Source organism: Paraburkholderia phenazinium (assembly GCF_900142845.1).
In the GTDB taxonomy this organism is placed as follows: domain Bacteria; phylum Pseudomonadota; class Gammaproteobacteria; order Burkholderiales; family Burkholderiaceae; genus Paraburkholderia; species Paraburkholderia phenazinium_A.
The window spans coordinates 593,565-611,752 of the sequence record NZ_FSRU01000001.1 but is presented as its reverse complement, the minus strand read 5'-3'; the positions used below and the strand labels follow the sequence as shown (position 1 = coordinate 611,752).

The window sequence follows — 18,188 nt, the reverse complement described above, 5'->3', positions numbered from 1 at the left end:
TATGACAAAGAGAAAAGTGATTCCGAGTCTGCGATCACTCGCAGATCAAGAGCGCGCGACAGCCAAAAAGGCCCGCGCATCGTGGCAGATGTTCACGATTATGGCAGAGTTTATTGAGGCGACCGAGTACCTCTCGGAGATTCGCCCGGCTGTCAGCATCTATGGTTCAGCGCGCCTGAAATCGAACTCGCCGTACTACAAACTGGCCACGCAGATCGCGCGCAAGCTGTCGGACGCGGGCTTTGCGGTGATCTCCGGCGGCGGCCCCGGCATCATGGAAGCGGCCAACAAGGGCGCGCATGCGGGCAAGGCGCCGTCGGTGGGCCTGAACATCGAACTGCCGCACGAGCAATCGGGCAACCAGTGGCAAGACATCTCGCTGCGCTTCCGTCACTTCTTCACGCGCAAGGTCACGTTCGTGAAGAACTCGGATGCGGTGATCGTGATGCCGGGCGGCTTCGGCACGCTGGATGAGCTTGCGGAAGTGCTCACGCTCATTCAAACCAAGAAGTCGCGCCACGTGCCGATCATCCTGGTGGGCGGCGAGTTCTGGAAAGGCCTGCTCGGCTGGTTCAAGGAATCGCTGGTGCCGATGGGCCTCATCAATCCGGACGACTTGAACCTGATGCAGGTGATCGACGACCCGGACCAGGTGCTCGAAGCGGTGCTGAAGTTCTACGAAGACCGAGACGAGGTAGAACCGCATCCCGCGAAGTCCGATGAAGACCGGATGTTCTATCTGTAAGGCGTGAGGCGGTGTGATTCTGATTCGAAGAAGCCGGGCGGCGTGCCGCCACCCGGCTTTGTTCGTTTGGGCGATGCCTCTCAGGCGCGCGCCACTGCTTCATCACCCTGATCGCCCTGCTCCTGCAGCCAGCGGCAAAACTGCTCGACGAGCGGCGCTTGCGCGACTTCGCGCCGCGCGACCCACCAGTAGCCGCGCGCGTCGACACGCGGACCTTCGAGCGGCATCACGAGCCTCCCCGAAGCCAGTTCGTCCGCAAGCATCGGTAGCGGCCCCAGCGCAACGCCGAGTCCATCCACGGCCGCTTGCAACGCCAGATAGAAGTGATCGAACGACTGCTTCTTGCGACACTTCGCCTTCACGCCCGCCGCGCTGAGCCAGTTGCGCCAGGCGTCCGGTCGCGTATCCGAATGCAGCAGGACGTGGCGCGCGAGATCGTCGGCCACCTTGATCGGCGAGCGCTGCAATAACGCAGGACTGCACACCGGCAACTCGCTTTCGCCAAGGAAATGCCCGCTCACGCAGTTCGGCCAATGCGCCGGACCGCGCCTGATCGCCACGTCGTAGCCTTCCACCAACTCGGCCGGAAAGTCCGAGGTCGAGGTCGACAGTCGCAGTTCCACGTTGGGCATCTTGCGCTGAAACTGGTTGAGCCGCGGCAGCAGCCACTTCATGGCGAACGTGGGCAGCGCGTTGACGCGCAGCACATGCACCACGCCGGTATCGCGTAGCTGGCTGGTGGCGACGGAAATACTTTCGAAGGCAGCCTGGACGGTCGCCAGATAGCGGCGCCCGTCGTCGGTGAGGCGCACGCGCTTGCCGATGCGGTGAAAGACCTGCACGCCGACCCACGCCTCGAAGGCCGCGACCTGGCGGCTAATTGCACCGTGCGTCACATGCAATTCGTTCGCCGCCGCGGTGAAACTATTGTGCCGCGCCGCCGCTTCGAAGGCGCGTAGCGCTGGAAAGGGAGGAAGATTTCGAGCCATGCTTGTGATTCTAGATCACAAGGAAGCGCCCGAGAAATCGTTTTGCCCGAAGCCAAAACGGCGTTAACCTCCCGAGCATGAACAAGACGGCTCACGATATGAACTCAAACCTCACCGACGCGCAAACCGCGGCCGACACCGGCCTCGCGCCGCCGCCCACTGTCAGCGAGATCTTCAGCGGCTTTCTCGGGCTCGGGCTGATCTCGTTCGGCGGTGCGCTGCCGCTCGCGCGGCGCGCGATCGTCGAGCGGCGCCGCTGGCTCTCCGCCTCCGACTTCACCGATCTGCTGGGTCTGTGCCAGTTCCTGCCGGGCGGCAATGTGATCAATCTGTCCGTGGCGATTGGCATGCGCTTTCGCGGGCTGTCCGGGGCGCTCGCGGGACTGCTCGGGTTGATCGCGGGTCCGTCGCTGGTGGTGATCGGGCTAGGCGTGCTGTATGAGCACACGCAGAACGATCCGCACATCCGTCATCTGTTTGCCGGCCTCGCTGCGGCCGCGGCCGGATTGCTGATCTCGATGGCGGTGAAGATCGTGTTGCCGCTGTGGCGCAAACCTGCTGGGGCGATTATCGCCGTGCTGGGTTTTCTGGCCATCGCGCTGCTGCGTTTTCCGCTGCTGCCTACGATGCTGGTCCTGACTCCGCTGAGCATTTACCTCGCCTCGAGGACCGTACGATGAACGATACCCTGATCTCACTCGCCATCATCTTCAGTCAGTTGTCGTTGTTGGCTTTCGGCGGCGGCAATACGATCCTGCCGGAGATGCAACGCCAGGTGGTCGACGTGCATCACTGGATGCCGGCCAGCGAGTTCAGCGCGCTCTTCGCGCTGGCGCAGGCGGCGCCTGGGCCGAACCTGATGGTTGTCACCCTGGTGGGTTGGCATGTGGCTGGCTGGGCGGGGATGCTGGTGACGTCGGTGGCGAAATTCGGGCCTTCGTCGATTGTGACGATTCTCGCGCTTAAGGCATGGGAGCGCTTTAAGGATCGGCCGTGGCGGCGCTATGCACAAGCTGGACTGGTGCCGGTGACTGCGGGGTTGGTGGCTGCGAGCGCGGCGCTGATTGCGCATGCGTCGGATACGACGCTGATCGCATGGGCAATTACTGCGGTTTGCGCGGTGCTGGCGATTAAGACCCGCATTCATCCGTTGTGGTTGCTGGCGGCGGGGAGTTTGATTGGGTTGACGGGGTTTGGGCAGTTTTAGGGCGGAGGTCGGATCGAGCGGGCGCAAGGCACCCGCTTCGGCCCGTGCCGGCGTACCGCACTACAGTATTCTATTGACGCAAGTTAGCAGCGTTGCTCACCTCCTTGACGTTGCTTGAGCGCTGCCTTCGGAGCTTTACGGCACGCCACGACCCCTTATAAATCAATGATTTGCAAAACCCTTAAGGACCAGATGGCGTCTGCTTGACATTATGGGGTGCCAGCAAATCCACGGAGACACAAAAGAGTTGAAGATCGGATTTTCTAGCCGGCTGCCCGTCGCAGGATTGAAATGATCCAATATCCCTTTCCCCACGGTCAGACCCAGAAGATCAACCGCTGCAAGGACATCTGCGCAGCTGGATTCGGGCGCGGGCAACTCCAGCAAAAACCACTCGCCTGTAAGCCGTTCAGATGACTCGCCCAACCTATGTCTGCCTAAAACGGGATGCGGGTCCAAATTGGCCCAAGCTTTTCATTCGAACATGCTTGTACTCGACCGGGGCAAAGGGGATGGCTGTCGAAAACCTCTTTTTGCGCGTCCACAAGGACGGACGAAGCTATCTATTCGATTTCTGGGGACATACGGATAGCGGACACCTGACCCTCGGCAGTGGGTTATTCGTCGGGCCGACTGGGGTCGCCAACGATCATCACTTTAATCTTCGGGGAGCGCCTGATGCGCTCCTGTACGAAAGCGGCACATACAGGGTTGAGATCTTCGCAACCGTAGCTGGCAGGGGAAACCGCAAGCTTACGGAAATCGAATTCGATATTGGCGGCGAGCAAGCAGCGGAATTGATACAAATACCGACGCGTCAACTCGATCTCTACTGGAACGCCGACCGAAGACAGTACATCGGCGAAGTCAGATTGCGTGAATCGGCATTGCCCCGTCTTTCTTGATAGCTCCGGCGAGACAGTGTCGCCAACTCGATCAACCGCATCGCATCCAGCGCACCGAGATATTCGGCCAAACCATACACCTCTGGTTAATGTCCGACTCCACCAATTGATGCACCGACACGGTCGTGATCTCGCGCGAAACCAGCCTCCCGTTGATTCGTCACTCACAAGCCCACCTCACCCTATCCCATAAACAAGGACTCCAAAATATTTGGTAAGTTTACAGCCGCGTTGATATTACCCGCGACGAAAACGAAACCAACCAAAACAAATCAGTTCCATGCCGAAATGCGATAACCCAAGGTGTCCAACTTGTTACCCGAACTGGAAAGAGGAGGAGGCAGCCGCAAAGAAGCGGGCGGAAGACGACAAACAGGATTGCATCAACTGCTGGCGCTCCCTTCAAAAGAAGGCCGAGGCGATCGCATCCGCTGACAATCCGATTTCCCGTAACCGGCGCATCAATGCGGCTTACGCGCAATTGTGGCTAAGCGACCGGCGCTTTCAGTGGGCAGGATTGGCCGCATTCGCATCCAAACAGGTCGGTTGCGGGTTACTTAACGCAGCGGAACTCGTCAACAAGTCAAACCGGGAACGTGACGCCTACCAACAATGGGAAAGACAAAGCTCCCCGCTCGAACGGATGGCACCCTACGGGTCGCCAAGGATGCCCATACCGGATCAGGCGAACGGCGCCGGAGCGGAGCAGGTGTATCAAATGCTCGCTAAGGGCAACACATCATTGTTTCTGGATATCTGGCCGCTGCACATGTTCTACAAGGAATTCGGGTTACAGCGGTTTAAGCGATGTCTGCCGGAGCGTCAACTGTTAGAGGGATCGGTTGTATGGCCGATTGCCAGGAGCGTTCCGTTTGGCCTTACCAGACCGCAAGTTGTACAGGGATTTGAAGCGATCGATGCGGGCAATATCAGTAAAAGCGTCGAATTGCTGGCGTGGCATGAACAGATGAGCATCCTGCAACCAGCCATGTACGACGATCCGACCTTCGCGCTTTTGATGCGAGCCAATCAGTTCGCGTGGGCATTGAATATTCCAACCGGATCGGCTCGGGAGATCCAGTTGACTCTTGCCAATCAGTGCACAGTCACCGGCGCCAATGCGATATACGAGAGATTCAGCAAGCAACCCTTGGCGAATCTTGCGGATGGCAGCCAAAGGATGGCGTTCGTTCTACGCGCTGCACAGCGGTTCAATGATCTGCTGCATGATCCAATCCAGCGGCATTTCGTGGAGAATTCTCTGTTCCTCATTGCGCACGGAGGCGGCTAATGACAATCAGGAGATTTAGCTGGCGCTTTGCTTGCCTCGGGCTTGCAATTACCGTCCTATGGGGCATCTACGCCATGGCGCGGCCAGTCGATGAAGTCGTGCTTTCCATAGGTGAATCGTACGAACAGGTACGACGGCAGTCTCACTCAACCTTGCCTGCTATCGAGTTCAACGCAAACTGGGGCGGCTCCGTGAGCCGCCTCACTCGATTGCACTTCGTCGACCCCCAGTTTGGCTTTGTCACGCGTGCGGCGAAATTCCTGGCGGTACATTACGACAGCGCGGGCAATGTCGATTCCGTTTCGCTATCCCCCCAAGCGGCGACATTACCCCTCGACGATGCGATGGCCATTCTCGTGGACTTACAGGCTCAGCTTCGACGAGGAGGATGGAAACCATTCAGAGGAGAGCGAAGCCAGCCTATCGAAGACACGCCGGCGAGGCGCGCCGAGATTCGAAAGTGCTCCGCTCCGACAAGTTACTGGCAGGCCGACACCAAGTATCAAGTCTCGCTCAACATCCGCTGCTTTCGGTCCGAAGACCGCCCAACCGACGAGCGCTACCTGATAACACTGGATCTCGGCCCGCCTGTCTTCGACGATGATAGACCTGGCGACTAAAGCGCAGTCCGGCGGAACCCGTAAAGGCCCACCGGACAATCTGTTGTTATTGAAACGCCACTTCCGCAAAGCTACGCAGCTTCCGGCTATGCAAGCGATGCAAACCGTTCATCCGCAGCAACTCCATCGCCTTCACGCCGATCTGCAAATGCTGATCGACCTGCGCCCGATAAAACTGGTCCGCCATACCCGGCAGCTTCAGTTCGCCATGCAAGGGCTTATCCGAGACGCAAAGTAAGGTGCCGTAAGGCACCCGGAATCGAAAACCGTTCGCGGCAATCGTCGCGCTCTCCATATCCAGCGCAATCGCGCGGCTTTGCGACAAACGCTGCACCGGCTCGCGATGATCGCGCAGCTCCCAGTTGCGATTGTCGACGCTCGCCACCGTGCCGGTACGCATCACGCGCTTGAGTTCGACGCCATCCAGTTGCGTCACCTGCGCGACCGCGCGCTCCAGCGCCACCTGCACTTCCGCGAGCGCCGGAATCGGCACCCACAAAGGCAGGTCGTCGTCGAGCACGTGATCTTCGCGCACATAGCCGTGCGCCAGCACATAGTCGCCCAGGCGCTGCGTATTACGCAGACCGGCGCAGTGACCGAGCATGATCCACGCATGCGGACGCAGCACGGCAATGTGATCGGTGATCGTCTTCGCATTCGACGGCCCCACGCCGATGTTGATCATCGTGATGCCACTGCCGTCGGCGCGCTTCAGGTGATACGCGGGCATCTGCGGCAGACGCGGCGGCGGCGTGCCTTCGTCGGCCTGCTCGCCGAGATTCGCGTTGTACGTGATCACATCGCCCGGTTCGACAAACGATGTGTACTCGCTACGATAAGTGCGCAGCTCTTCGTCGTCCGTGTGCGCCATCATCGTGCGGCCCAGCTTGACGAACTCGTCGATGTAGAACTGGTAGTTCGTGTACAGCACGTAGTTCTGGCAGTGCGTGGGCGAAGTCGCCGTGTAATGCTTGAGACGGTGCAGCGAAAAATCGACCCGCGCCGCCGTGAACAGCGCGAGCGGATGCGGCTCGCCGGGTCCCGGCTCGTACGTGCCGTTGACGATACGGTCGTCGAGAAAGCGCAGGTCCGGCGTATCGAACACATCGCGGATACCGAGCAGCCGCTCGCGATCCAGGTCACCTTCCAGATGGATGCCTTCCGCGAACGCAAAATGAACCGGAATGGGCTGGTCCGACACACCCACTTCGATCTGCACATGATGGTTCTTCGCCAGCAGCCGGAGCTGCTCGCGATAATAGTTGCCGAACAGATCCGGTCGCGTCACAGTGGTTTCGAACACGCCGGGACCGGCCACGAAGCCGTATGAGCGGCGCGAGTCGATATGCGTATTGACCTCGGTGCACACCCTGACGAACGGATAACAGGCGCGCACCCGGTGATCGAAGGGCTCATTACGCCTGTAACGCGCAAAGGCGTCGCGTAAGAAAGAGGTGTTCGCTTCGTAGATGGCGGACAGGTGGGTGACGGCGTCTGTCGCGTCGTCGAAGGCCTCGGTCGGGAAGTCATTGGCGGGCGTCTGCACCGCGCGCTGATTGGTGTTGTTGTTCATCTTCATTCGCCTCGATTGATGAAACCACATTACCACGGAACCTTGAAAGATTGATCATCGGGGCCCGACCAGCCGGCGTCTGTCAGATTGCGCGCATGCCGCGCGCACACGCCGTACGAAAGCGGCGCAAAATAAGGCTATCGCGCCCGTGGGCAAGGCTGGATTTGCTAGAATCGGGGCACCCTATTGGAGAATCACCATGAAGCCGCTCCTTCCCGTCGCCGTTGCGCTGGCGCTTGCCGTCGCCAACACTGCGATGGCTGCCCAGCCCGTTGACGCACCGCCGCCAGCCGACCACCCCATGTCCGCCAACGAACAGGCCGGTCTGCCGGACCTGGCCGCGATCAACCGTCCGGCCGCTGAGGTCAGCTCGAAGGTCGAAATCAACCAGCCGCGCCTGCCGAGCTTCTACGAAAAGAGCCCGAACGGCACGGAAATCACCGAGTACCGCGACAAGGGCAAGCCGGTCGAAATCAACGTGCACTCGAATCTCGGCACGAGCTATCACATGGGCGCGCCGCTCGACACGTCACCGAGCGCCAACAACAGCGGCCATCCCAGCACGCGTCTGCCGTCCGTGAGCCTGACCTACTGATCTGATTGATCCTTTGCCCTGCGGCGGGGCGCCGGCTCGCCCCGCTCGCGCCCTGCATGGCCCGCTGGCCGGGCCTTCAGTCTGTTGATCCCGCTTGCTTGCCCTGATTACCCATACCTTGCCGCACTGGCCGCACCGCGCCAGCCCGACCACCTGATCCGACGTCTCCCGCATGGCTGTCTTCACTGCTGTCACCGAACCCCAACTCGCACAATGGATGCGGCATTACGATCTCGGCGAAGTCGTCGAGTTTCGCGGCATCTCGTCCGGGATTGAAAACAGCAACTTCTTTCTGACGACGACGCGCGGCGAATACGTCCTCACGATTTTCGAAAAGCTGACGGCGCAGCAACTGCCGTTCTATCTCGATCTGATGCAGCATCTGGCGGCTCACCGAGTGCCGGTACCCGATCCGATGCCGCGCGAAGACGGCGCGCTATTCGGCATGCTGCAAGGCAAGCCCGCCGCCATCGTGACGAAACTCGACGGCGGTCCGGAACTGGCGCCGGGCGTCGAGCACTGCATCGAAGTAGGTCAGATGCTGGCGCGCATGCACCTCGCCGGGCGCGACTACGCGCGCCATCAGCCGAATCTGCGCAGCCTGCCGTGGTGGCAGGAGACGGTGCCCAGCGTGCTGCCGTTTCTCAGCGGTGCGCAGCGCGACCTGCTGACGTCGGAGCTCGCGCACCAGGAGGCGTTTTTCGCCTCGGCCGATTACGCGGCGCTGCCCGAGGGGCCGTGCCATTGCGACCTGTTCCGCGACAACGTGCTGTTCGCCCACGCGGCGCCGGGCAGCGGTCATCAGGTGCGCCTCGGCGGCTTCTTCGACTTTTATTTCGCTGGCTGCGACAAATGGCTCTTCGACGTGGCGGTGACAGTCAACGACTGGTGCGCCGATCTGGCCACCGGCAAGCTCGACGAGACCCGCGTCGAGGCCATGCTGCGCGCGTATCAGACCGTGCGCCCGTTCACGCCGGAAGAGAACCGGCACTGGGGTGACATGCTGCGCGCAGGCGCCTACCGCTTCTGGGTGTCGCGCCTGTATGATTTTCATATGCCGCGTGCGGCCGAACTGCTCAAGCCGCACGACCCGGGCCATTTCGAGCGCATTCTGCGCGAACGCCTTTCGGGCGTTGCACTTCCAGGCATCCATACCTCATGCAACTAATTGAAGTTCCCGCGAAGACCGGCTATGTATGGTTCCGGCAAGGCATCTGGCTGTTCCGCAAGAACCCGCTCGCCTTCCTGACGCTGTTCTTCGCCTATCTGCTAGTGATGACGCTGGTCGCGCAGATCCCCTACGTAGGCGGCGTACTGCCGCTCGCCTTCGTTCCAGGTGTCGCGGTGGGCTTCATGGCGGCGTGCCGCGACACCATCGCGGGCAAGCCGGTGTTTCCCACCATTCTCGTGGACGGCTTTCGCTCGTACGGCTCGGTCGTCGCCAGGCGGCTGCTGGCGCTGGGCGGTTTTTACCTCGTCGCCATGGGGCTGGTGCTGGCCGGCTCGGCGCTCGCCGACGACGGCATGCTGCTGAAAGTCATGCTGGGCACCACCGCCATGGATCCCGAGACCGTTCTCAACAGCAACATCATGATGGGCGTCCTCGCGGCCATGGCGTTCTATATTCCGGTCGCTATGCTGTTCTGGTTCTCGCCTGTCCTCACGGCATGGCATGACGTGCCGCCCGTCAAGGCGATGTTCTTCAGCATCGTCAGTTGCTGGCGCAACCGCGGCGCGTTCGTCGTCTTCGGCGCCTTGTGGTTCGTGGTGGAAACCATCGTCATGTTTGGACTGACCACGCTGATGCAGGCGCTCGGCGCCGGCGACTTCGCGGTTGCCGTGCTGATGCCCGCCACCATCATCGTCACGACGATGCTCTATTGCTCGTTCTACGCGACCTATCGCGGCTGCTTCGGCGTGCCGACGCCCGACACGCCCGATCTGCCCACCACGCCAGTTAATTGATCGGCGCGTATGCCGGAGGCGGGTTTCGTCAGCGCCCCGGCGTTTGCAGCACGCGACGCGCCCCATCACCAACCGATCATCATGACGCGCGTCCGACGCCTGAACACCCACTTCGACACCGGCCTCGTCTGGTTTCGCCGCGACTTGCGCAGCACCGATCAGGCCGCGCTTTACTATGCGTTGAAGCATTGCGAGCGAGTCTGGTGCGTCTTCGTCCTCGACACGACCATCCTGCAGCCAATCCTCGATACGTTGCGCATTCGCCGGCCGGATCGCACGCCTGAAGACCGGCGCATCGAATTCATCCTCGCCGCGCTGGAGGAACTGGATCAGGCGTTGCGGCAACATGGCGGCGGCCTCATCGTGCTACACGACGACGCGCGCGCCGCGATCCCCGCGTTGGCGGAGCAACTCGGCGTTGAAGCCGTCTTTACGAATCACGACTACGAGCCTGCCGCGATCGAGCGCGACGAAGCCGTGCGCGAGCAACTGGCCGAAAAGGGCCGCGAGCTGCTCACATTCAAGGATCAGGTGATCTTCGAGCGCGACGAAATTCTCACGGGGCAAGGCAAGTCGTTCACTGTGTTCACGCCTTACAAGAACGCCTGGCTGAAGCAACTCAACGCCTTCGATCTACAACCGTATCCGGTCGAAACGTACCTCGCGAATCTGGCGCCACCGCCTGCCGCCCTGGATCGTGGCCGGCCCACGCTCGCGCAACTCGGCTTCGCACCCAGCAATCTGGCCGATTTGCGGCTGCCCACCGGGATGAACGGCGCCCAGCAGTTGCTCGACGACTTCCTCACCCGCATCGATAGCTACGGCGACCGGCGCGACTTTCCGGCCGCGAAAGGACCCAGCTATCTGTCGATGCATCTGCGGTTCGGCACGGTGTCGATCCGTACATTGGCCCGGCTCGCACACGAACTCTCGTTGCAACCGGACGGCCAAGGGGCGGCAACCTGGCTATCGGAGTTAATCTGGCGGGATTTTTACTTCATGATCCTGTCGCACCATCCCAGGCTGGCGAGCGGCGCGGCGTTCAAGGCCGAGTACGACGCACTGCGCTGGGAAACCGGCCCACACGCTGACGCCGCGTTTGCAGCATGGTGCGAAGGACGCACCGGCTACCCACTGGTCGACGCGGCCATGCTGCAGCTCAATCGGACGGGCTACATGCACAACCGTCTGCGCATGGTGACGGCGAGTTTTCTGGTGAAGGATCTGGGAATCGACTGGCGGCTCGGCGAACGTTATTTTGCCGAGCAATTGAACGACTTCGACTTCTCGGCGAATAACGGCGGCTGGCAATGGGCAGCATCAACGGGCTGCGACGCCCAGCCGTATTTCCGGATTTTTAATCCGGTGACGCAATCGGAGAAATTCGATCCGGAGGGGCGCTTTATCAAGCGCTACCTCCCGCAACTGGCGAACGTGCCACCGAAGTGGATTCACGCGCCATGGCTGGCAGGCGTTGAGCGGCTAACGGACTTCGGCGTGACGCTCGAAAGAGACTACGCAGCGCCGATTGTCGACCATGCGGAAGCAAGGCAACGCACTCTGGCGCGCTTCGGCAAGTGACGATAGTGGGCACTTACATGCCAGAACCCCGGCAAAGCCGGCGGTTCGTTGAGCTCCAGCTTAGTGCTGGGTCATCCATGCCGGACGACGAACCGCTGCTTCGCGGTCGATCTTGCGCATGCGGAACTCGAGATCGTACAGATCCGTAGCTTCAGCCAGGTAAGCGTCGCTACGCTCTTTGGCCATCTGGTCAGCGGATTTCGTCAGGAACAGGAACAAGCGGCTCAGAAGATACATGATCAACCTCGAAAAGAGTCTAGGGTTACTGCCTAGTGGATAACCCTGATTATAGGGAAAACCCTAGGTCATGCCAAGTGATCTTTTCTGAAGTGTTGCTCTACCGCCGCCTGTCCCTCCATCCGAACCCGTCCAACGCCCGCTAAGCCGCGCCCGACGCGGCTCCCGCGGCGATGCTCTCGGTTTCACGAGACTTGACGGCGCGACGCTGATACCTGAAAAACTCCCAGATCAGCGCGCTCGCATCCGGCCCTTTAGACGAATGAAACGGCACGGCGTCGTCGCCACCGCTCCACGCATGGCCCAAGGCCTGGACCCGGCACAAGCGCACCACGCGCCGGCCGCCACGGACATAGTCGCGCATCACCACGCCCGCTTTGCGCTCCTCGCGCTCCTCGCCGGCTATTCGTTCGCCCGCGGCGTCCACCAGTCCGTTCAGGCGCAAGAACTGGGTTGTCAGTTGCTCCGCGTTGGCGGGCGCGACCACATGATCCGCATCCCCGTGAATAACGATGGCCGGCACGCCAGGATAAGCTGCGACGTCGACCGCTTCGTCAATCAGCACAACCGGGTCGTGCCGCATGCCCCGCCGCATCACGTCCATCGCCGCGATTCCCGAACGAGCTTCGCCGAACGCCGGCCCGGAATGGAACGCGACGGCCGCAAACCGCTCCGGATAGCGCGTGGCGAGCAAGGTTGCCAACCCGGCACCCGCCGACAACCCGGCGAGATAGATTCGCTCGCCGTCGAAGCCATGTTCGGCGACCAGCTCATCGACCAGCGACACCACCGCGCGCGCCTCGGCCCCGCCAGCGGCGTCGCTACTGTCGTACCAATGCCAGCACCGGTGTGCGTGGACATGCTTGGACTGCTCGGGGTAGACCACCGCAAAGCCGTAGCGGTCCGCAAGCAGGTTCATGCGCGTGCCTTCGGCGAATTCGTCGATGGATTGCTTGCAACCGTGCAGCATCACGACGAGCGGCATCGGCGCGGACGCCGCCCCGGCGGGCACGTACAAACCGTATTGCAGATGATTGACGAGACGCCCCGGCGCCACGGGCGCCGAATGAAACGAGCGCGTCCACGACCCGCTCGCCCAGGCGGCCGCCCGTGGACGGACCCGGGATTCGCGGGCACCCGGTCGCGGCGCTTCACGTTTGGCGGGTGAGCGAAGGGTGGTCGCCGGCTTGACCGGCTTGAGCTTGGCGGACAGTTTGCCCGCCGGCCGCACGGGTCGTGCAGCGTTGCGCTTGACGTCGCGCGCGTGTTTAGCCTGGATCGAGATCAGGCGTTTCAGACCGCCCAGCCAGATTTTTGTCAGACTTTTTGCCATTGGATGATGACCTCGCAAAAAGGGACCGCTACTGTTCTGTAGAACTAGAACGGCAAGTCGTTGTGCATTGCACAATAACACCAATCCTGACCCGATGCTGAGCGCATAGTGCAGCCAAAATCGTTAGTAGGCGCCACGCCGGCCCATGCCGGTCAGTCGCCGGCCGCCGTATTGCCAGATCATTTTGCGAGGTGTTTCATACGCAGTCGGGCGCCGCCACGGCATCGGCGCGAAACGCCATAGGCGGTGCCATAGCGTCGCGCCACAAGCTCCGACGGGCACTCCCGTCTATACTGACAGTCATACCCATGAAACACGTACAGCGTGTCTCAATCTTCTGTCGGCCAGATGGATGGCTGGCGCGTTAAACAATCACGGTCCTGATTCTACGCGGCGCCTGTCGCGCTTCTTTCCATGCCTGACTTGCCCTATCACCTTTGGTATTCGATCACCAGCCTCGGCGGCGCCGGTCTGACGCTGCCGCTCGCGATTGCGATCGCGCTTTGGCTGGCGCTCGGCTACTCCTGGCGCATGGCAGCGGGTTGGCTACTGCTGCTGGGAGCGGCGATCGTGGTCGTCACGATCACCAAGCTGGCCTTTCTCGGCTGGGGCGTCGGCGTGAAAGAACTGGATTTCACCGGGCTGAGCGGTCACGCGGTCCTCTCCACGGCGGTCTACCCGGTCGCCCTGTTTCTGATGCTGCTGCCCGCACGGCCCGCGTTTCGCCTCGTGGGCGTGGTGATCGGGCTGGCCGCCGGCATTGCGGTTGGCCTGTCGCGGGTGGTGCTGGATGCGCACTCGCCGTCCGAGGCGATTACCGGCTGCATCGTCGGCGCCGTGACCGCGCTGATGTTCGTGCGCTGGTCGTGGGATGCGGAACCCGGCCGGCTGTCCGCCGTGCCCGTCGCCGTCAGTCTCATGATGCTGACCGTCGGGCTGCACGGCGTCCATCTGCCCACGCAACGCTGGGTCACCCATATCGCCCTTAAGGTCTCCGGCCACGAACGGCCATTCATTCGCGCGCGCTGGAAGGCGGGACACTACAATTCGCCGAACGCCGCGCCGCTGTCGCAGACACAAAATACGCTGGTAGCGCCCACTCTGCCGGACGACCGCGACGCGTAACGCGTAACGCGGCACGACCGCCGGTTGCCCGTACAACCTGACCGGTGATTCACGGATAGGCGCTGAGGCCGCGGGATCGGCCGCCTCTGCTATCCACCACCCGCCCCGCCCGTGATTTTCGGCTTGCGCAATCTGCGCAGCAAACGCTCGCCTTCCTGCGCCGTGTAGCGTTTCGACGCCTCACACCAACCGTGTGCAAAACCCGCCTGGTAAGGCGGCGCATCGACCTGCTCGAGGTAGCGCAAAGCAACGGCTGCATCGTTGCCGTCGCCGAGCACGCTCTGCATGCGCGCGACCGTCTTCGCGCTCTCCTTGCGCGTTTTCTGCGAGGCGATCGACTCGAAGAATTCCAGCGTATAGCGCAGGTACTTCGCCTGGATGCGTTCCTTGTGACGCGCTTGCTCGTCGAGTGTCGTCAGTTTCGGTGCCCTAATCAACCGCTTGTAGTACCTCTGCACGCGCTTTTGCGCATAGGCGCGCAGCGAAGTATCCGCGGCCTTTGCGGGCGGCTCGCGTGAGGGCAATCCGCTCAGCCATTCGAGCCACGCCAGGGCAAGCTGCGCGTAGCGCGCCGAGCCCATGGCGGTCTTTAAGGCCGTGCGGGCTTCAAGACGCCGCGCGTCGGCGCGCTCGCAGATCGCGATCCAGCGCGTGCTGTCAGCGTCTGCAGCCGCCAGCGCGGGCAAGGTCGAATCGACGAACACGTCCCAGTCACGCGCCTCGCCGAGCACGCTGCCCAACCATTTGAGGTCCGGTGCGATGCGCGCCGTCCACACTTCGTCCTGCCAGTGCGGGAAGATTCGCAGCGCCGTCCTGAGACGCCGCTGCGCGATACGCATCTGATGGACGAACTCGGTGCTGACGGCGTCGCGCACGCCGGCGTCATTGCCGAACCACTGATCCGCGACGTTACAGCCGATCGTCGTCAATGCGGCCTGGGGCGTCGAAACACCGGCCAGATCAATGGGCGCGGCACGTATGGGCGTCGTGGCTTCGTGTGCGTCGGCGGCGGTGGCCTCGACGGGGGAAGCGTCGGCGGCACAGCAAGCGCGATCAAGCGCCGTGCGCAAAACCGGGAAGGCAGGCAACGCGGCAACCAACGCATACGCAGCAGCGAACAACGCGGCCAACGACGCGCCAGGTGCGTCGTCGACGAATGGCGTAGTCAGATGAAGTTCGCGGGACGGTGGCGCATCGCCTTCCGTCGAAGCATGAAAGCGATTGAAGACGATATCGACGACGATCCCATCCGCCACCGGCCAGCGCCAGCTATCGCGCTCACAGACAAACGTCGTGAGCGGCGCGAGATCGCCGGCCTCGGTCAGCACGTGCCGGTGTTTCTCGGGTGCGGCTGCAAATGCCGAGCTGACCGGCGCTTCCGCACCCAGCGGTACCTCGTAGAGGATCTCGCGCACCGTGACACCCGGGGCGTAGTCCATTTGCTGGCACGCCACAACGCGCCGCACGCGCGGCGATGTTTCGAGCGTGACCTGCAAGCCGGCCGCGGCCATCTTCGCAGTCTGTTCGAAGCGGGTGCTCGTTACCTTCGCAGGGGAGCGCGGGAGGACGGCGCCACGCGAACCCTTGCGCGCCACGCGCTCGGCTTGCGGCAAATCGCCAAGCGCCTTGACCAGAGCGGCATCGAGCCGGTTCGCCACGCGGGAGCGATGGCTCCGTTCACGCTGCACGGACCACGCATGCAATGCCGACTGCGGAACATCAAGCACGATTACGAGGACGCGGCCCATGGACTCCCCATCGTCTGAGCAAAGGAGGCCGCGCGCAGAAGGAAAAGGCGATGCCTCCTGTTCATGTTACATGGCCCGCAAGCCAAGCGGCTGTACCCACGTCAAATCCCCTCTGACGAAGAACCCATCCCGCGCAGCCGCTCAGGCAAATGCGATGTACGCGGCCACCAGCAGCATGCACACGCCAAAAACACGACCCTGGATGCGCACCGCGCGCTCCGAAGAGAAGCGGCCCAGGATCACCTTGCCGCCGTAAATCCACGGGAAGTGGCAACCCACGCACACCAGCAGAAAAGCGACCGTAAATTGAACCACCTGCACGGAAGGCGATTTCGACGGATCGAGAAACTGCGAAAACATCACCAGAATCATCGAATGGATCTTCGGGTTGAGTGCCACCGAAACCAGGCCATCGGTAAACGTCAAGCGCGTCATCGTCCTGTCGCTCGCGGCCGTGGCCGTGGTGGACGAACGGAAGAAGCCCCATGCGAGGTAAAGCAGATAAGCCGTGCCGGTCCACTTGAGCGCCTCGTGCACCTCCGGGTAACGATGCAAGGCGCGGCCGAGGCCCAACCCATAAAGCAGGCAAAGCGCGAGATTCGAGACTTCAAACCCAGCCCAGAACCGCAACGAACCGCGAATGCCGAAGCGGCCGCCGGAAGCGGCCAGAATCGTATTGCCCGGTCCCGGGCTAATCACCATCGGAATGGCATAGCCAAAAAACAGAATCCACATATCCCATCCAATCAGGCCCATCATCGGCTCCCTCGCATTGAAACGGAGCGGGGCGATCGCCCCACGCCTCTGGTTTCGGATGCCTGATTAGAAGTGACTTTCACGCGGCGGCCAAACGAGTTATCGTCAGGGTCTCGATAAAGCCAGCTAATCGATCTCATGCGCCGCCTCCCCCCGCTCGGCGCGCTCCGCGCCTTCGAGGCCGCTGCGCGCAATCTGAGTTTTACCGTCGCCGCCAACGAGCTATGCGTGACGCAGGCCGCCATCAGCCATCAGATTCGCCAGTTGGAAAGCTGGCTCGGATTCAGCCTGTTCGAGCGTCGCGGCCATGTCCTGACGCTGACCACCAAGGGCCGCAGTTATCTTCCGGAGCTAAGCGAGGCCTTCAATCGCATGTCGGCGGCGACGTTGCGCCTGCGCGAACGCAGCGACGGCCCGCTGCGCATTACCGCGTTGCCGTCGTTTGCATCGCGCTGGCTGGTGCCGCGCCTCGGCAGATTCCGCGCGCTGCACCCGCAGGTGGATGTCAAGCTCGCCAGCTCCGCCGATCTGTGGGATTTTTCGACGGACCGTTTCGATCTCGCCATTCGCTCAGGCCTCGGCCGCTGGCCCGGCCTGAAGGCAGATCTGATCGCCCAGGAAAGCCTGAGCCCGGTCTGCAGTCCCGCCGTCGCAGCAGGACCACCACCGCTTCACACGCCGTCCGATCTGCGTCATGTCGAGTTGCTGCACGACGAACCTGGGAGTGCCTGGCGTCACTGGTGCGAGCACGCCGGCGTCGCGGGGATCGATCTGCAAGCGGGCGGCGCGTCGTTCGACGACGCCAGTCTCGCGCTGCAGGCCGCGGTGGACGGTCAGGGCGTGGTGCTCGGCAGACTCATGCTGGCGGCCGACGATCTCGCCGCGGGCCACCTCGTCCAGCCATTCGACATCACGCTGCCCAACGACTACAGCTACTGGCTCGTCTATCCGCGCGCCGCCGCCGAACGGCCGGATGTGGCGGCGTTCCGGGGCTGGTTGCTGTCGGAAGCAAGATCGGCCCGGTCAGCGTAGCGCGGCGCGCGGGTCGAAAGACGCGTCAGGCAGGAGGCGCGTATTGCGCGATGCCATTCCCAAACGACCAGTTCTCCTTCGGCACATCCACGAGGTTGACGAACACGTCTTCCGGCCGCACGCCTGGGCTTTCCGCCAGATGCTCCGCGATCCGCTTGTACAGCGCCTTCTTGAGTTCGACGGTGCGCGTATTGTTCGCGGTGATCTGGATCAGCACGAGATCGTCGCTGCGATCAATGTCCAGGTAGTGCTTGCCATAAAAGAAGTTGTCCTGATCGTGTTCGGTGACGACCATGAAGATATCGTCCTCCGGCACGTTGAAAATCTCGACCAGCGAACGCTGGATGCCCTGCGTGAGCGCTTTCCGGTAAGCCGCCGGCTTGCCGGCGCGGACTGCAATTCGGGTGAACGGCATGATGAACACTCCTTTCGAAGAAGATTGAGTACCCAGCTTAGGCCACCTCGTCCATAATGGACAGACATCAA

Annotated in this window: 19 protein-coding genes; 12 read left to right on the top strand and 7 right to left on the bottom strand. The window is 62.0% G+C overall.

Annotation, left to right across the window (positions count from 1 at the left end):
- Position 1 precedes the first annotated feature (1 nt).
- On the top strand, positions 2-745 hold the full coding sequence (locus BUS12_RS02720; RefSeq protein WP_074294131.1) for an LOG family protein: 744 nt from the start codon (positions 2-4) through the stop codon (positions 743-745).
- Between the two features lie 80 nt (positions 746-825).
- On the opposite strand, the gene BUS12_RS02715 is transcribed toward BUS12_RS02720, so the two are convergent.
- A complete protein-coding gene (locus tag BUS12_RS02715; protein ID WP_074294130.1) occupies positions 826-1,734 on the bottom strand; it encodes a transcriptional regulator GcvA in 909 nt (302 codons plus the stop codon).
- Between the two features lie 98 nt (positions 1,735-1,832).
- On the opposite strand from BUS12_RS02715, the gene BUS12_RS02710 reads away from it, so the two are divergent.
- The 5 genes from BUS12_RS02710 (at position 1,833) to BUS12_RS02690 (ending at position 5,757) form a co-directional block, all read left to right on the top strand.
- Positions 1,833-2,414, top strand: coding sequence for a chromate transporter (locus BUS12_RS02710; RefSeq protein ID WP_074297011.1), 582 nt, complete (start codon positions 1,833-1,835; stop codon positions 2,412-2,414).
- Positions 2,411-2,941, top strand: coding sequence for a chromate transporter (locus BUS12_RS02705; protein ID WP_074294129.1), 531 nt, complete (start codon positions 2,411-2,413; stop codon positions 2,939-2,941). The genes BUS12_RS02710 and BUS12_RS02705 overlap by 4 nt, the downstream gene beginning before the upstream one ends.
- A gap of 512 nt (positions 2,942-3,453) precedes the next feature.
- Positions 3,454-3,846 (top strand): hypothetical protein, encoded by a 393-nt coding sequence (locus BUS12_RS02700; RefSeq protein WP_074294128.1) that lies wholly within the window; start codon positions 3,454-3,456, stop codon positions 3,844-3,846.
- A gap of 280 nt (positions 3,847-4,126) precedes the next feature.
- Positions 4,127-5,137 (top strand): DUF2515 family protein, encoded by a 1,011-nt coding sequence (locus tag BUS12_RS02695; RefSeq protein ID WP_074294127.1) that lies wholly within the window; start codon positions 4,127-4,129, stop codon positions 5,135-5,137.
- Complete coding sequence (locus BUS12_RS02690) at positions 5,137-5,757, top strand: flagellar biosynthesis sigma factor (protein WP_074294126.1); 621 nt, start codon at positions 5,137-5,139, stop codon at positions 5,755-5,757. Before BUS12_RS02695 ends, BUS12_RS02690 begins: the two co-directional genes overlap by 1 nt.
- Positions 5,758-5,803: 46 nt before the next feature.
- Here the strand turns inward: BUS12_RS02690 and BUS12_RS02685 are convergent, their stop codons facing one another.
- Positions 5,804-7,330 carry an AMP nucleosidase gene (locus tag BUS12_RS02685; RefSeq protein ID WP_074297008.1) on the bottom strand — a complete coding sequence of 509 codons (1,527 nt, stop codon included), beginning with the start codon at positions 7,328-7,330 and terminating at the stop codon, positions 5,804-5,806.
- A 199-nt stretch (positions 7,331-7,529) separates the two neighbouring features.
- On the opposite strand from BUS12_RS02685, the gene BUS12_RS02680 reads away from it, so the two are divergent.
- The 4 genes from BUS12_RS02680 (at position 7,530) to BUS12_RS02665 (ending at position 11,471) form a co-directional block, all read left to right on the top strand.
- Positions 7,530-7,925, top strand: a complete 396-nt coding sequence (locus BUS12_RS02680) for a hypothetical protein (protein ID WP_074294125.1) — start codon at positions 7,530-7,532, stop codon at positions 7,923-7,925.
- 172 nt (positions 7,926-8,097) lie between these two features.
- Positions 8,098-9,093, top strand: a complete 996-nt coding sequence (locus BUS12_RS02675) for a homoserine kinase (protein ID WP_074294124.1) — start codon at positions 8,098-8,100, stop codon at positions 9,091-9,093.
- Positions 9,084-9,890, top strand: a complete 807-nt coding sequence (locus BUS12_RS02670; RefSeq protein ID WP_074294123.1) for a BPSS1780 family membrane protein — start codon at positions 9,084-9,086, stop codon at positions 9,888-9,890. Before BUS12_RS02675 ends, BUS12_RS02670 begins: the two co-directional genes overlap by 10 nt.
- A gap of 81 nt (positions 9,891-9,971) precedes the next feature.
- Entirely contained in the window at positions 9,972-11,471 is a 1,500-nt protein-coding gene (locus tag BUS12_RS02665; protein WP_074297006.1) for a cryptochrome/photolyase family protein, read from the top strand.
- Positions 11,472-11,531: 60 nt separating this feature from the next.
- Here the strand turns inward: BUS12_RS02665 and BUS12_RS02660 are convergent, their stop codons facing one another.
- Together BUS12_RS02660 and BUS12_RS02655 are read right to left on the bottom strand one after the other, a co-directional pair.
- Positions 11,532-11,708 (bottom strand): DUF3563 family protein, encoded by a 177-nt coding sequence (locus BUS12_RS02660; RefSeq protein ID WP_074294122.1) that lies wholly within the window; start codon positions 11,706-11,708, stop codon positions 11,532-11,534.
- A gap of 142 nt (positions 11,709-11,850) precedes the next feature.
- On the bottom strand, positions 11,851-13,041 hold the full coding sequence (locus BUS12_RS02655; protein WP_074294121.1) for an extracellular catalytic domain type 1 short-chain-length polyhydroxyalkanoate depolymerase: 1,191 nt from the start codon (positions 13,039-13,041) through the stop codon (positions 11,851-11,853).
- Between the two features lie 414 nt (positions 13,042-13,455).
- Here BUS12_RS02655 and BUS12_RS02650 point away from each other — a divergent pair, with 414 nt between their 5' ends.
- Complete coding sequence (locus tag BUS12_RS02650; RefSeq protein WP_074294120.1) at positions 13,456-14,166, top strand: phosphatase PAP2 family protein; 711 nt, start codon at positions 13,456-13,458, stop codon at positions 14,164-14,166.
- An 89-nt stretch (positions 14,167-14,255) separates the two neighbouring features.
- Here the strand turns inward: BUS12_RS02650 and BUS12_RS02645 are convergent, their stop codons facing one another.
- Both BUS12_RS02645 and BUS12_RS02640 read right to left on the bottom strand, forming a co-directional pair.
- Positions 14,256-15,914, bottom strand: coding sequence for a CHAD domain-containing protein (locus BUS12_RS02645; RefSeq protein ID WP_074294119.1), 1,659 nt, complete (start codon positions 15,912-15,914; stop codon positions 14,256-14,258).
- Positions 15,915-16,055: 141 nt separating this feature from the next.
- Entirely contained in the window at positions 16,056-16,649 is a 594-nt protein-coding gene (locus tag BUS12_RS02640; RefSeq protein ID WP_253189986.1) for a LysE family translocator, read from the bottom strand.
- Between the two features lie 159 nt (positions 16,650-16,808).
- On the opposite strand from BUS12_RS02640, the gene BUS12_RS02635 reads away from it, so the two are divergent.
- A complete protein-coding gene (locus BUS12_RS02635) occupies positions 16,809-17,702 on the top strand; it encodes a transcriptional regulator GcvA (protein WP_074294118.1) in 894 nt (297 codons plus the stop codon).
- Between the two features lie 25 nt (positions 17,703-17,727).
- Here BUS12_RS02635 and BUS12_RS02630 read toward each other — a convergent pair whose 3' ends face one another.
- Entirely contained in the window at positions 17,728-18,117 is a 390-nt protein-coding gene (locus BUS12_RS02630; RefSeq protein ID WP_074294117.1) for a tautomerase family protein, read from the bottom strand.
- Positions 18,118-18,188 lie beyond the last annotated feature (71 nt).